Origin of the sequence: Kitasatospora sp. NBC_01246 (assembly GCF_036226505.1) — a bacterium.
Lineage (GTDB): Bacteria > Actinomycetota > Actinomycetes > Streptomycetales > Streptomycetaceae > Kitasatospora.
In genome coordinates this window covers 87,873-101,318 of the sequence record NZ_CP108484.1, presented here as the reverse complement: position 1 = coordinate 101,318, position 13,446 = coordinate 87,873, and the positions used below count along the sequence as shown (strand labels likewise).

At 71.6% G+C, this 13,446-nt stretch carries 12 protein-coding genes; 10 read left to right on the top strand and 2 right to left on the bottom strand.

Annotated features, from left to right (window positions below):
• The first annotated feature begins 5 nt into the window (after positions 1 to 5).
• From OG618_RS00470 to OG618_RS00450, 5 genes are all read left to right on the top strand, one after another.
• Positions 6 to 1,571 (top strand): sugar ABC transporter ATP-binding protein, encoded by a 1,566-nt coding sequence (locus OG618_RS00470; RefSeq protein WP_329485060.1) that lies wholly within the window; start codon positions 6 to 8, stop codon positions 1,569 to 1,571.
• Complete coding sequence (locus OG618_RS00465) at positions 1,555 to 2,586, top strand: ABC transporter permease (RefSeq protein ID WP_329485059.1); 1,032 nt, start codon at positions 1,555 to 1,557, stop codon at positions 2,584 to 2,586. The genes OG618_RS00470 and OG618_RS00465 overlap by 17 nt, the downstream gene beginning before the upstream one ends.
• A gap of 119 nt (positions 2,587 to 2,705) precedes the next feature.
• The gene (locus OG618_RS00460) at positions 2,706 to 3,437 is read left to right on the top strand and encodes a FadR/GntR family transcriptional regulator (RefSeq protein WP_329491966.1); all 732 of its coding nucleotides are present in this window, start codon (positions 2,706 to 2,708) and stop codon (positions 3,435 to 3,437) included.
• A 78-nt stretch (positions 3,438 to 3,515) separates the two neighbouring features.
• A complete protein-coding gene (locus OG618_RS00455; protein WP_329485058.1) occupies positions 3,516 to 4,553 on the top strand; it encodes a sugar ABC transporter substrate-binding protein in 1,038 nt (345 codons plus the stop codon).
• A 335-nt stretch (positions 4,554 to 4,888) separates the two neighbouring features.
• Positions 4,889 to 5,173, top strand: a complete 285-nt coding sequence (locus tag OG618_RS00450) for a hypothetical protein (protein ID WP_329485057.1) — start codon at positions 4,889 to 4,891, stop codon at positions 5,171 to 5,173.
• Positions 5,174 to 5,324: 151 nt separating this feature from the next.
• Here the strand turns inward: OG618_RS00450 and OG618_RS00445 are convergent, their stop codons facing one another.
• Positions 5,325 to 6,359, bottom strand: a complete 1,035-nt coding sequence (locus tag OG618_RS00445) for an IS110 family transposase (protein ID WP_329485056.1) — start codon at positions 6,357 to 6,359, stop codon at positions 5,325 to 5,327.
• A 323-nt stretch (positions 6,360 to 6,682) separates the two neighbouring features.
• On the opposite strand from OG618_RS00445, the gene OG618_RS00440 reads away from it, so the two are divergent.
• Positions 6,683 to 7,768, top strand: a complete 1,086-nt coding sequence (locus OG618_RS00440; RefSeq protein WP_329485055.1) for an IS110 family transposase — start codon at positions 6,683 to 6,685, stop codon at positions 7,766 to 7,768.
• Positions 7,769 to 8,263: 495 nt separating this feature from the next.
• On the opposite strand, the gene murJ is transcribed toward OG618_RS00440, so the two are convergent.
• Complete coding sequence (gene murJ / locus OG618_RS00435; protein ID WP_329485054.1) at positions 8,264 to 9,946, bottom strand: murein biosynthesis integral membrane protein MurJ; 1,683 nt, start codon at positions 9,944 to 9,946, stop codon at positions 8,264 to 8,266.
• Between the two features lie 557 nt (positions 9,947 to 10,503).
• On the opposite strand from murJ, the gene OG618_RS00430 reads away from it, so the two are divergent.
• From OG618_RS00430 to OG618_RS37940, 4 genes are all read left to right on the top strand, one after another.
• Complete coding sequence (locus OG618_RS00430) at positions 10,504 to 11,058, top strand: SigE family RNA polymerase sigma factor (RefSeq protein ID WP_329485053.1); 555 nt, start codon at positions 10,504 to 10,506, stop codon at positions 11,056 to 11,058.
• A gap of 43 nt (positions 11,059 to 11,101) precedes the next feature.
• Complete coding sequence (locus OG618_RS00425) at positions 11,102 to 11,896, top strand: hypothetical protein (RefSeq protein ID WP_329485052.1); 795 nt, start codon at positions 11,102 to 11,104, stop codon at positions 11,894 to 11,896.
• Positions 11,897 to 12,459: 563 nt separating this feature from the next.
• A complete protein-coding gene (locus OG618_RS00420) occupies positions 12,460 to 13,197 on the top strand; it encodes a hypothetical protein (RefSeq protein ID WP_442906715.1) in 738 nt (245 codons plus the stop codon).
• Between the two features lie 71 nt (positions 13,198 to 13,268).
• Complete coding sequence (locus OG618_RS37940; RefSeq protein ID WP_442906714.1) at positions 13,269 to 13,412, top strand: hypothetical protein; 144 nt, start codon at positions 13,269 to 13,271, stop codon at positions 13,410 to 13,412.
• Positions 13,413 to 13,446 lie beyond the last annotated feature (34 nt).

Below are 13,446 nucleotides of genomic sequence, written 5' to 3'. Positions count from 1 at the left end.
CCGCCATGGCGGACCCCAGCCCCGGACGGGGCTCCGTCGTCGAGGCCGACGGGATCAGCAAGCGCTTCGGCGCCACCGTCGCCCTCAGCGACGCCCGTATCTCGGTCGCGCCCGGCGAGTCGCACGCCCTGGTCGGCCGCAACGGCGCGGGCAAGTCCACGCTCGTCTCGGTGCTCACCGGCCTGCAGAGCCCGGACACCGGCACCCTGCGGTTCGGCGGCGAGCCCGCCCCGGCACCCGGCGACACCGCTGCCTGGCGCTCCAGGGTCGCCTGCGTGTACCAGCGCTCCACCGTCGTCCCCGCGCTGAGCGTCGCCGAGAACCTGTTCCTGAACCGGCACGGCCCCGACGACAGAGGCGCGCTGCGGCCGATCGGCTGGAAGCGGCTGCGCCGGCGCGCCGCCGAGCTGCTGGCCGAGTACGGCGTCGACGTCGACCCGACCGCTCGCGCCGAGGACCTGACCGTCGAGCAGCGCCAGTTCGTGGAGATCGCCCGGGCGCTGTCCTTCGGTGCCCGCTTCATCGTCCTGGACGAGCCCACCGCCAAGCTCGACGCCCGCGGCATCGAGCTGCTCTTCGACAAGCTGCGCTCGCTCCAGGAGCAGGGCGTCGCCTTCCTGTTCATCTCCCACCATCTGCAGGAGGTCTACGACCTCTGCTCCACCGTCACGGTCTACCGCGACGCGCGCCATATCGTCACCGCGCCGGTCGCCGAACTCGACCGGCAGGCGTTGGTGGAGGCGATGACCGGGGAGAGCGCTCGGGGCGGCGAGCCGTCCTGGGCGGTGCCCGGCCGGCCGGGCACCCACCGGGCCCCGCTGTTGACCGTCACCGGCCTGAGCCTGGCCGGCGCCTTCCAGGACGTGACCCTGACCGCGCGGGCCGGCGAGGTCGTGGGCCTGGCCGGCGCGGCCGCCAGCGGCAACGTCCGGTTCGGCGAGACCGTGGCCGGCCTGCACCGCCCCCAGACCGGGACCATCACCGTGGCCGGCCGCCCGGTGCGCACCGGGCGGGTCCCCGCCGCCCTCGCCGCGGGCATCGGGTTCGTTCCCGAGGACCGGCACCTCCAGGGCCTCATTCCGCAGCGCAGCGTCGCCGAGAACGCCACCCTGACCGTCACCGACCAGCTCGGCCCGTTCGGCACCGTGCTGCCCTCGCGCACCCGGGCCTTCGCCCGGCGGATGATCGACGAACTCGACATCAAGACGCCCGGGCCGGCGGCCCCCGTGTCCGCGCTGTCCGGCGGCAACCAGCAGAAGGTGGTCATCGCCCGGGCGCTGGCCACCGAACCGCACGTCCTCATCGCCGTCCGGCCCACCAACGGCGTCGACGTGAAGTCCAAGGAATCCCTGCTCGGCACCGTCCGCCAGGTCGCCGACGCCGGGCGAAGCGCCCTGATCGTGTCCGACGAACTCGACGACCTGCGGGTCTGCGACCGGGTCCTGGCCATGTTCCACGGCCGCGTGGTCGCCGAGTTCGAACACGGCTGGAGCGACGAACAGCTGGTCGCAGCCATGGAGGGCCTGGCCGGCCCGATTGACACGAAGGAACGCGATGTCTCCCACCACTGAGGTCCGCGCGCGCCCGGCGAGTGCCGTCACCGCGCCCGCCGACCGCCGCTTCACCCTCGCCCGCTACCGCGACCTGTCACTGGTGCCGGTCCTGCTCGTCCTGGGCGTCATCGGCTTCGCCGTCTCGCCGGCCTTCCTGACCTCCGACAACCTCCTGGGCGTCGGTCAGCAGGCCACCGAGCTGAGCCTGCTCGTCCTGGCCGAGGCGCTGATCCTGATCGCCGGCCGGATGGACCTCTCGCTGGAGTCCACGATCGGTGTGGCCCCGGTCATCGCGGTCTGGCTGGTCCTGCCCGACCACGGCGCGCGCTTCAACGGCCTGGGGCTGTTTCCCTCCTGGACGGCCGTCCCGCTGTGTCTGGCGGTCGGCGCGCTGATCGGCGCGGTCAACGGCTTCCTGATCCTCAAGCTGCGCCTGAACGGCTTCATCGTCACCCTGGGCGCGCTGACCCTGCTCCGCGGGCTCCAGGTCGCCGTCTCCCAGGGGCAGTCGATCGTCAACCTGCCCGGCTCGTTCACCTACCTGGGCGGCGCCCGCTGGTTCGGCGTCCCGGCGGCGATCTGGATCTGCGCCCTGCTCTTCCTCGCCGGCGGGTGCGCGCTCGCCTGGCTGCGCCACGGCCGCGCGCTGTACGCGATCGGCGGCAACCCCGAGGCCGCCCGTGCCGCCGGCATCCGGGTCGACCGGATCACCTGGACGGTGCTGGTCCTCGGCGGCCTAGTGGCCGCCTTCGCCGGCGTCCTCTACACGGGACACTACGGGTCCATCTCCGCCGACCAGGGCAACGGCTGGATCTTCCAGGTCTTCGCCGCCACCGTCATCGGCGGCGTCAGCCTCAACGGCGGGCGCGGCACCCTGTTCGGGGCGCTCACCGGGGTGCTGACCCTCCAGCTCGTGGTCAACGTGATGACCCTCGCGGGCGTGCCGCCGCTGTGGAACCAGTTCCTCAACGGCGCGATCATCATCGTCGCGCTGATCATCTCCCGCTTCGCCTCCGGCGAGAAGCAGGAGTGACGGGTCGTACGGCCTGCGAGCCGCAGCGGCGCGGCCGGCACCGGGTCCGGCCGGCCGCGCCGCCGCGGCCTCGCCCGACCCCCGCAGGCGCGAGCACCCGGACGCAGGAGGCGATCACCATCGGGGTGACGGGCGAGGCCATCGAGAAGATCAAGGGCATGATCGTCTCCGGCGTCCTGCAGCCCGGTGACCGGCTGCCCAGCGAGGCCGGCCTGGCCGACCGGCTCGGGCTGTCCCGCGGCTCGCTGCGCGAGGCCGTGCGAGCGCTCACCGCGATGCGGATCGTGGTCGCCCGACAGGGCGACGGCACCTACGTCTGCGGGCTGGAGCCGCACCTGCTCCTCGAAGCCCTGGCCTTCGCCGCCGACGTCTCCCACGGCCGCACCGCCCGCCAGCTCCTCCAGGTCCGACGGCTGCTCGAACCCCAGGTGACCGCCCTCGCCGCCGGCCGGCTCACCGACGACGAGCTGTTGGCGCTCCGGGCGACCCTCGACCGGAGCGCCACGGACATCGGCATCGAGGAGTTCGTCGAGCTGGACATCGAGTTCCACCGCGCCATCGCCGACGCCGTCGGCAACCCGGTGCTGTCCACCCTGCTCGGCATCCTCTCCACCCACACCCAGCGGCTGCGGATCGTGCGCGGCGCCCTCCTCCGGTCCTGCCCTGCGGGCACCCGGACCTCCCCCGCCCGCGAGCAGGCCCACCTGGAGCACGAGGCCCTCTGGCGGGCCCTGGTCGACCGCGACGCCCTGCGCGCCGCCGGCGCCGGCACCGTGCACGTGGCGGCGGTCGAGGACTGGCTCGCCACCGGAACCACCACCGACCTCCGGGGCCCCGGCACCACCGCCTGACAGCGACGTGCCGAGACCCCGGCCCCCGGCGCCTCGCCCCGATCCGCCGGACCCCTACCACCCAGGACGTTTCGCCACATGAAGACACGTACCACCCGGACCGCCTGCACGGGCGGCGTCGTCGTGCTCCTCGCCGGGTGCCTCGGCGCCTGCGGAAGCTCCGGCGGGCCGAGCGGCTCCGCCCAGCAGATCGGCATCGACATCCCCCGCACCGACTCCGACTTCTGGAAGGCTTACGCGAAGTACCTCCAGCAGGAGATCGGCGCCCAGCAGTTGGACGTCCTGCCGCTCACCCACTCCGAGGGCGACGAGGCGAAGTTCACCGCGAACATCCAGGCGTTGCAGCGCCGCCGCCCCAAGTCCATCGTGATGGCGCCGCAGAACACCGTGACCACCGATGTCACGCTCTCCGGGCTGTTCGCCGCCAACATCAACGCGATCAGCGTCGACACCGAGCCGGAACACGGCAACGTCTACATGGTGGTGCGCACCGACAACAAGGCCTACGGCACCAAGGCCTGCGAGTTCCTCGGCAAGCAGCTCGGCGGCAAGGGCAAGGTCGCCGAACTCCAGGGCGCGCTCAACTCGGTCAACGGCTACGACCGTTCCGAGGCGTTCGCCACCTGCATGAAGCGGAACTACCCCAAGATCCAGGTCATCGAGCTGCCGACCGACTGGAAGGGCGACGTCGCCGCCACCAAGCTCCAGTCCACCCTGGCCACCCACCCCGACCTGAACGGCATCTACATGCAGGCCGGCGGGGTGTTCCTCCAGCCCACCCTCGACGTCCTGCGCCAGAAGGGCTTACTCAAGCCCGCGGGCCAGAGCGGCCACATCACCATCGTCTCCAACGACGGCATCCCGACCGAGCTCGCCGCCATCCGGGAGGGTCAGATCGACGCCACGGTCTCCCAGCCCGCTGACCTCTACGCCAAGTACGCCCTCTTCTACGCCCGGGCCGCGGCCCAGGGCAAGTCCTTCCAGACCGGTCCCACCGACCACCAGTCCACCATCATCCAGCTGCCCAACGGCCTGGAGGACCAGCTCCCCGCGCCCCTGGTGACCAAGGACAATGTGAACGATCCGGCGCTCTGGGCGAACCACCCCGTGGGCTGACACCCGGACCGGCGCACCGGACCAGGTCGGCAACCGCCCCGGCGCCCCACGCGCGACACCACCCGAGCACGCCACCGGCAGCGGGCGGACGCCGACCTGCGCACCGACGCCCGCCCGGCGCCGGGCCGCGGGAGCTGCCGGACCGGCGGCGCGATCTCGCGCTTGAGGATCTCCCCGTCGGCCCCCTTGGGCAGCACCTCCGTCGTCCACACCAACCGCGGGTACTTGTAGCCCGCGACCCGGGCGCGCACGAACTCGCGCACCTCCTCGACTCGCTCGGCCCCGACCCCACCGCGCAGCGGCTGTTCACCGGTGCGCACGCGGCGGGCCTGGCCATGCTGCTGGACACCTGGTCCACAGGGCCCGCCGGAGTTCCGGCCGGGCTGCTGACGGGCACCGCGCTCCCGGCCGGGCACTGGCGGGGCGAGCGCGCCGCCACCGACATCCTGGCCCTGGCCCGCAAGGGCCGCGCCCACCGCTTGGTGCAGAAGCTCATCGTCAAACACGGCGGCCTCCACGTCACCGACGGCGCCGCCCTCGCCCTGGCCGCCACCGTCATCACCTGGGCCAAGGGCACCAGCACCTCGGCCGCCGACGTCGCCGAGAACGCGATCGGCTGACAGTGATGATGTTCGTGGTGATGTTGCTGGCGGGTCTGACCCTTCGGCTGACTGACGCTTCGGCTGTCCTGTTTGGGATTTGTCGGCCCGTCGGCGGCGTCACCACGCACGCGGCCGGACGGGCGTTGTGACTTCATAGCGCCTCTGTGTGTCAAGCAGCGGTGGTGAGCTGGTTCCGATGGTCGCGTTTCATGATCCGGTAGACCACGTTGGACAGCCGTCGCTTCAGGGCCCGGCGAGCCTCGGACGGGGTCTTCCCCTCGGCGATCTTGCGAAGGTAGTAGTCCTGGCCGCGGCCGCCGTCGCGGATCTGGCAGATCGCGATCGTGTGCAGGACCGAGTTCAGCGCCCGGTTGCCGCCGGTGTTGAGCCGGTGGCGGGCGTTGTTGCCGCTGGAAGCGTCCAGTGGCGCGCTGCCGGTGTAGCTGGCGAAGTGGTGCTCGGTTGGGAAGCGGCCGATGTCGCCGACGTGCCCGAGGACCTTGGCGGCCAGCACGGTGCCCAGTCCCGGCAGGCTGGTGAGCGTGGTCCGGGTCGCGGCCAGCGCCTCGCGCATCTGGACCTCGTTGTCCTTCACCAGCCGGTCCAGACGCCGCAGGTCGGCCAGCAGGTCGCGGGCTATGTCACGGCGGCAATTGTCGGTGGCGGTGACGGGGCGGATGCCCTTCATCGCGGCGGCGGCTTTGTCGGCGGACAGGCCGGTGGCCACGCCGCCGGGCAACAGGTCGCGCAGGACGGCGTGGAGCCGGTTCAGGACGCGGGTGCGCTCGTGGACCAGGTCGTCGCGGCGCTCGGTCAGCAGCCGAAGGATCGTGCTCTGGTCCTCGGCGGTGACCTGCCGCAGGTCGGGGCGGAACAGCGCGACCTGCGCGACGTGGCGGGCATCGGCCTCATCGGTCTTGCGATTGCCGCCCGTGGCCAGCAGCCGGGCCCTGGCCGACAGCGTGGCCGGCACGTCGACCACGTGCTCGCCGGCGGCGGCCAGCTGCTGGGCGAGCGAGCGGCCGAGGCCGCCGGCGCCCTCGACGGCGAAGCGACGCTCGGGCCACTGCTCGCACCAGGTCATGAGCTGGCGGAACGTGCCAGCGTTGACGACGAACCGGCGCTTGGCCAGCTGGTGGCCCGAGGCGTCGACGGCGACGGCGGTGTGGGAGGACTTGTGCGGGTCGATACCGATCAGGATCACAGGCTGGCCTTGCACTCGACGGGACCGGGCGGGGAGTGCGGTGGGCATCCTGACTTGAAGTCACCGTGTCGTCCTCATGCCTCTGTCGAGCCACACCGCGCGGGTGTCGGCCGGCGGCGGCACGCTATGAGAGAGCCAGCCCGTGGGCGGCAAGGAGCACTGCGGGCCCGTGCCGACCGACACCCTGGACGCTACGGCTGCAGACCGAGCGCCTGGGTCCGATTCAACAAGTCAGGAGCCTGGCCAGAGGCCCCGTCACTGTCTTGTCCACCCGCCCGACCGGCGCGTGCCGCCCTCGGCTCGGACAAGCGACAAGGACGGACATGACCAGCATGACGCACGACGGCCCGCAGATCACCGGCGGAGTCGACACTCACGGCCTGACCCACCACGCGGCGGTGATCGACTCGCTTGGCCGACACCTCGCCGACCGGGAGTTCCCAGCCACCATCGTCGGCTACCGGGACCTGCTGGACTGGATGCGCTCGCACGGCGTCCTGACCGCGGTCGGCGTGGAGGGCACCGGCGCCTACGGTGCCGAACTCGCCCGGGTGCTGGCCGCCGCGGGGGTCACGGTCGTCGACGTTGACCGGCCGGACCGAAAGACCCGGCGGCTGAAGGGCAAGTCCGACCCGATCGACGCCTACGCGGCTGCCACGGCGGTGGCTTCGGGACGGGCCACCGGCGTCCCGAAGAGCCGCGACGGTGTGGTCGAGGCCGCGCGCGTGCTGCGGGTAGGCCGCCGCAGCGCGGTGAAGGCCCGCACCCAGGCGATGAACCAGATCCGCGGCCTGCTCGTGTCCGCTCCGGCGGTCCTGCGCGAGCAGCTCGCGGGCCTGGAACGGGCCGCCCTGATACGCACACTCGCCCGGCTGCGGCCCGGTACGGACCTGTCGACACCTCTGGCCGCGACCAAGGCGGCCCTGCGGTGCCTGGCCCGCCGCCACCAGGCGCTGGACGAGGAGATCACCGAGCTTGACGCCGAGATCGGCCCGCTGGTCCGGGAAGCCGCGCCCGACCTTCTCGCGCTGTTCGGCGTCGGCCCCGAGACCGCCGGCCAGCTTCTCGCATCGGCCGGGGACAACCCCGAACGGATGCGCTCCGAGGGAGCGTTCGCGCACCTCGCCGGCGTCGCACCGATCCCCGCCTCCTCGGGCCGCACCCACCGTCACCGCCTTAACCGAGGCGGTGACCGGGCCGCGAACAACGCCCTCCACACAATCGTGCTGGTCCGCATGCGCTACGACGAACGCACTCGCGCCTACGTCGCCCGCCGCACCAAGGAAGGACTGTCGAAGAAGGACATCACGCGCTGCCTCAAGCGCTTCGTCGCCCGCGAGGTCTACCGCGCACTGACCAGCACTCCAACCTCACGAATCACCCAACCCGACCTTGCTCCTGCGGCTTGACGTCTATAGGAGCATCCCCTGGACGCACCGACGGCCGCCAACCCGCAGGGTGGCGGCCGTCGACGTACGGCGCTATCGAGCACGACCTCACCCGTACGGCACCACCGTGGCCGGCCACTCCTCCAGCGGCCGGCCACCGAGCCAGCCGCCACCGCGCCAGGCCCTGGTCGCCTTGGCGGCCTCCTTCGCGGCCACCAGCGCCGGTCGGCCTCGATGCCGATCGCCGACAGGAGGCCCCGCTGATCGGCCTCCAGGCCGGGCAGGCCGGTGCGCTGCGCGAGGACCCAGCGGCCGAGCTGCTCGCCCTCGAACACCGTATCGACGGGCAGCTGCGCCTAGCCGGTTGACAGGACTCCAAGACGTCAACCAGCTGGGGGCAATGAGGCAGGTCTCTGACGACTGCCGCAGGTTCGGGGTGGGGCCGATGGCTCCGTCCTGTACCCGTCCCGGGAGGGTGTTGTCCGCCGGAGCATGCGGGAGCAGGGCCTGGCCGGGTCATCCCAGCCCTGGCAGGCTCCGCAGTTCGCTGATCTTCAGGAGCCGGGCCAGGCCGACGAAGATGAGCAGCATGGCAACGCCGCCGGCTGCCAGGCTCAGGACCGTTGTCCAGGTGGTCGGTGCGAGCGCGGCGGAACAGTAGTGCGCTGCCAGCCAGCCGGTGCCCGCGGCGGCCGCGGCGGCGGTCGTCAGCCGGCCGTAGGTGTGCAGGACTCTCCTGCCGTCGAGGTGCCCGTTGAGGCGCCGGCGCAGCAGCGTGGCCGTGATGAGCAGTCCGACGGCGTAGGAGAGCGCGTAGGAGGCCGCCATTGCGGTGACAGCCCAGCGCGCGGGCAGCCATAGGTGGCAGGCGGTGGCGAGGAGGATGTTCGCGGCGCTGATCCAGAGGGCCATCCAGAACGGTGTGCGGGTGTCCTCGAAGGCGTAGAAGCCGCGCAGGAGGAGGTACTGCGCGGAGAACGGGATCAGGCCCAGGCCGAAGGCCTGGAGCATGTTCCCGAGCGGTCGGGCTGATGCCGCGTCCGCGGCGCCGTGGGCGAAGAGGAGCTGCGCGGTCTGCGGTCCGAGGGCGAGGAAGAAGAACGCGGCGGGGACGATGACGACACCGCTCACCCGCAGGGCGCCCGACAGGTCGGCTCTCATGTCGTCCAGGCGCTGTTCGGCGACTGCCCGGCTCATCCGTGGCAGCAGAGCGGTCACCAGCGAGACTGTCACGATGGACTGCGGCAGCATCCAGATCGTCTGCGCGTAGGTGTAGGCCGAGAAGCCGACGCCGTCGTTGGGCAGCGTGGTGTCCGCCGCCGAGGCGTAGCGGGTCACTACGGTGGCGGCGGCCAGGTTGGCCAGCACGAACAGCAACGTCCAGCGGGCGGCGCCGACGCTTTTGCGCAGGCCGGTGCCGCGCCAGTCGAAGCGGGGGCGGAAGCGGAAGCCCGCAGCGCGGACGAAGGGGATCAGGGCGAGCGCCTGGAGGGCGAGGGCGAGCGTGGTGCCGGCGCCGAGCAGCGTCACTTCGGTGGGGGTGATGTCCTGGACCTGCTCGGGTGCGGTCATGAGGCCGAGGTAGACGCCGAACATGGTGATCAGGACGACGTTGTTGAGGACCGGGGTCCACATCATGGCGCCGAACTTGTTCCGGGCGTTGAGAACCTGTCCCAGGATGCTGAACAGGCCGTAGAAGAAGATCTGCGGGAGCAGGAACCGGGCGAAGACGACGGTCAGCTCGAAGGCGGCGTGATTGTCGGGGGAGTCGCTCTGGTAGAGGCTGATGATCTGCGGGGCGGCCCACACGGCGAGGCAGGTGCCGACGCCGAGCACGCACATCGTCAGGGTGACCAGGCGTTGCTCGAATGCCCGTCCGCCGTCCGGCTGGTCGATTCTGGCGCGGACCAACTGCGGTACCAGGACCGAGTTCAGTGCTCCTCCGATGAGCAGGAAGTAGAGGCTCGCCGGTACGACGTTGGCCTGGTTGTAGGTCGTGGCCAGCAGCCCGGTCCCCAGCGCCCCGGCCTGCAGCACCTGTCTGATCAGCCCGGTCGCCCGGGACGCCATCGTTCCCGCCGCCATCAGCATCGAGGAGCGCAGCAGCCCGCTCTTCGCCTTGCCCGACTTCGCAGCGGCGTGCCGCCCCCGGCCCCGCTTCCCCCGCACCCGCGCCGAATCCGGCGTTCCCTCCAGCATCCGACCAACCTACGGCCCGGATGTCACCCGTCCGCACCCCGCCCCCGACCTCCTCCCAGTGGGTCGCAGAGGCGACCGGCGCGCGGGCGCTCCGCGGCCGGCCGAACCGGGTCAGATGGTCTCGTCACCAGTACCCGTCGGTACTCGGGTGGCGGACTCCGTGACGATCACGGCCAATGCTGCCGGGCTGCCCCACCCACCAACGGAGACCGGGGCAACCCGCCCTACGCCCACTCGACGCCGTGTTCGGCGAGCTTCGCGAGCTGGCCCGGGCCCGACGCCGCGACGACAAAGGCCCCGCCCCGGCACGGGCGGGGCCACCGTCGCCCGGTTCGCGACCGGCCCGTCCCGGGCCCCGTACAGGGCTGCTACGCCCACTCCACGCCGTGGCCAGCTGCGGGGCCGATGTCCTCCAGCAAGTGCCGGGCTTGCTCGCGCAGCTGCGGGGCCTGTTCGGTGGGGCGGGGGCGCCGAGGACTGGTGGAGCATCACGTGTAACACCCGGGGGTGTTCGGCGCGTCCTTGGACCTGTCATGGTGTCGGACCAAGGGATGACGATGAGCCGCAGAAGTGCCGCCCGCCAGGGTGAGGACGCCGACTTCCGGGACTTCGCCCTCGGGCGCTTTGATCAGCTGTACCGCTCGGCCTGCCTGCTGACCGGCGGCGACACCCATCTCGCCGAGGACCTGGTGCAGGAGACCTTGGCGCGGATGCACGCGATATGGCGCCGTACGACCTGGCTGCCGGGGATCACCACCGGCAGGCGCATCGACAATCCGGCCGCCTACGCGCACAGCGTCCTGGTCCGCCAGTTCCTCACCCACCGCCGCCGCGGCAGCAGTACCGAACGGCCGGTCGGCGAACTCCCCGACCTACCCGCCGGCTCCGTGGGCGACAGCGATCTGCGACTCATGCTCCTCAACGCCCTGGCCCGGCTCTCCGACCGGGACCGGGCGGTGCTGGTGCTCCGCTACTGGGAGGACCGCAGCATCGAGGAGGCCGCCGACATCCTCCGCTCCAGCTCAGGATCCGTACGGACGCAGAGCCACCGCGCGCTGCGCAGACTGCGTGCCCAGCTCGGCGACCACCTCGACGATCTCGTCACCCGCTGACGCGCCCTCACCCATTCACGGACGGATTGAAAGGCCCATACCCATGGCAGACGAAGACCAGTCGCACCCACGCTTCGAGAGCGGTATCGGCGACGCCTTCTCGGCGCTCGGCCAGAGCTTCCACCCGACGACCGGACCGCGACTCGATGAGGTCACCGCGCGAGGACATTCGCTGCGCCGCCGCCGGATGGCCACTCTCGCGGGCAGCGTCACCGCGCTCGTGGCGATCGGCGTGGGCGGGGTGTTCGCCGTCGGCCACAGCACTCCCGCCCCGTCGGGCGACACCGTCAACACGGCCGCACTTCCAAGCGTCACCACACCCCCTCCCACGTCACAGAGCACCAGTGCGCAGCCCCCGCAGGCGAACGCCGACCTGCGCCCACCCAGTCCGGAAGCCCAACCCGGAGGCGACGAGATCCTGACCGTCGCCGCCGCTCTGCTGCCCCGCGGGCTCACCGTGGCCGACGCGACTGCGGAGAAGGGCTACGTCAGCTTCAACCTCGATGACGGCCACGGGAAGGCCGAGGTCCAGATCTACGTCGCCAAACAGCCCGCAGGCGCGCCCGACCCCCGCTACGACATCTCCACCACCATGCCCGACGGCAGCAAACTGGTGAACCACCAGCCTCCCCCGAGCACCGGCAGCGACCTGGTCCGCTGGTCGGCGGACATACTGCGCCCTGACGGCACCAGGGTCGTCGTGCAGGCGTTCAACGCCGCGCTCCACAAGAGCACAGTCAAGGCCAAGGCCAGCCGCCCCACCCCGCCGCTCACCCTCGACCAGATCACAGCCATCGTGACCGACCCCGTCTGGCAGAAGCACAACGGCAAGCAGTAGCCGACCACGAGGCCCTTCCCCCCAGCCCTCGGCTCTGGTCCTGGCCGACGTCCTGCCCGCAGGCTGTGCCTGGTCGCCGCCGGTCCGGTCCTGCTGTTGGCCGTTTTCGAAGAGCCTCATCATTGAGGCTTGAAGGCTGCTGTTCTCGGTCGGGCCTTCGTCTACGAGGGAGGCCCGACCAGCCCTGACCTGCCAACTTCGTTGGTTCACGGGGGTTCGCGGGGGTATCCCGGGAACCCTGTACGTCACCCGTTACGCCCACTCCACGCCGTGCTCGGCGAGCTGCGCGAGCTGACCGGGGCTGAGCTTCGCCCGCCTCGCCTTGGCGTTTGTTCAAGAATGAACCCAGCGCCACCTGGTGCACCACGACCTGGTCCTCGCCGCCAGGGCCAGCCTCCACGGTCTCCAACGGTTCACGGTGCAGCCGGGGCACCCGGGGATGACGCTCCCGCTCGACGAACTGGGCGAGCGCGGCGACGCCCTGGGCGAACCTGTCGCCGCGGGACACCTTCGGCTTCGCCTCGGCGGCGGCCTTCGCGGCCACCAACTCCTGGTCCTCCTCGATGCCGATCGCCGTCAGCAGGTCCCGCTGGTCCTCCTCCGGCCTGGAACTGATGACCGCGCTGCGCCCGCCGACCCGGGCGGTGCGCGACGAGGCCACGGGCAGGTGGGTGTCGGGGCCGAACCCGGGGGCGCTGGCCGACGTCTACGAGGCGGCGCCGCCGGAGGTCCCGCTCGAGCACCCGGCCGCTCAGGGCTGGACGGCCGGGTTCCTGGACGAGGAGTCGTACCAGTGGACCCGCCCGGTCGAGACGCTCTCCCAGGCGGAGATGGTGCAGCCGTTCGCGGTGGGCATCGACATCAACACCGCCTACCTCGCCGCCGCCGCCCGCCTGAGCGTCGGCCTGTCCGGCCCGGTCCATGTACGCCAGCCGGCCTTCGACAAGAAGAAGCCCGGCTCCTGGTTCGTGGACCTGCCGCACATCCCGACCGACCCGCGCCTGCCCTCCCCGTTCACCCCGACCGGCCAGCCCCCGACGGGACCCGCCTGGTACACCACCCCGACCGTCGCCTACGCCCTCGAACTCGGCCACGACGTCCAGCCGATCGAGGCGTACCTGCGCGAGAGCGCCGGCGCCTACTTGGACCCGTGGCACGACCGCCTCCGCGAGGCCTACGTCACCACCATGGCCGAGGAAAGAAGGCTGCCAGCACCGGCGGCATCACGGTGGAGGTGTGGGCGTACTTCGGCTACACCGCCCCGGTCGGCACCACCGACGAACCCCGGCTGCGGCACCTGACGGTCCACCTCCCGCCGCAGTGGGCCGACCGCCTCTTCGCGGCCCAGAACCGAGGGGCCAGCGACCAATAGATGCGCGACATCATGGCCGAGGGATTCCAGGAGATCTACTTCAAGGACGGCGGGCGGGCCGCCGGTCTCGAAGTCGAATTCACCGGAATCCAGGCGATCGACGTGTCCTACTGCCCCGGACGAGAGACGCCGTCGATCAGATAGGGCTGGCCGCAGCCGCTGTCGGCCGTTGCACCAC

Excerpts from the sequence above, each read along its gene's own strand:
- OG618_RS00450 (WP_329485057.1), top strand. The coding sequence starts at position 4,889 with ATGCTGCTGGACACCTGGTCCACAGGGCCCGCCGGAGTTCCGGCCGGG.
- OG618_RS00470 (WP_329485060.1), top strand. The coding sequence starts at position 6 with ATGGCGGACCCCAGCCCCGGACGGGGCTCCGTCGTCGAGGCCGACGGG.
- OG618_RS00420 (WP_442906715.1), top strand. The coding sequence starts at position 12,460 with ATGCCGATCGCCGTCAGCAGGTCCCGCTGGTCCTCCTCCGGCCTGGAA.
- OG618_RS37940 (WP_442906714.1), top strand. The coding sequence starts at position 13,269 with ATGCGCGACATCATGGCCGAGGGATTCCAGGAGATCTACTTCAAGGAC.
- murJ (WP_329485054.1), bottom strand. The coding sequence starts at position 9,946 with ATGCTGGAGGGAACGCCGGATTCGGCGCGGGTGCGGGGGAAGCGGGGC.
- OG618_RS00440 (WP_329485055.1), top strand. The coding sequence starts at position 6,683 with ATGACCAGCATGACGCACGACGGCCCGCAGATCACCGGCGGAGTCGAC.
- OG618_RS00425 (WP_329485052.1), top strand. The coding sequence starts at position 11,102 with ATGGCAGACGAAGACCAGTCGCACCCACGCTTCGAGAGCGGTATCGGC.
- OG618_RS00430 (WP_329485053.1), top strand. The coding sequence starts at position 10,504 with ATGAGCCGCAGAAGTGCCGCCCGCCAGGGTGAGGACGCCGACTTCCGG.
- OG618_RS00455 (WP_329485058.1), top strand. The coding sequence starts at position 3,516 with ATGAAGACACGTACCACCCGGACCGCCTGCACGGGCGGCGTCGTCGTG.
- OG618_RS00465 (WP_329485059.1), top strand. The coding sequence starts at position 1,555 with ATGTCTCCCACCACTGAGGTCCGCGCGCGCCCGGCGAGTGCCGTCACC.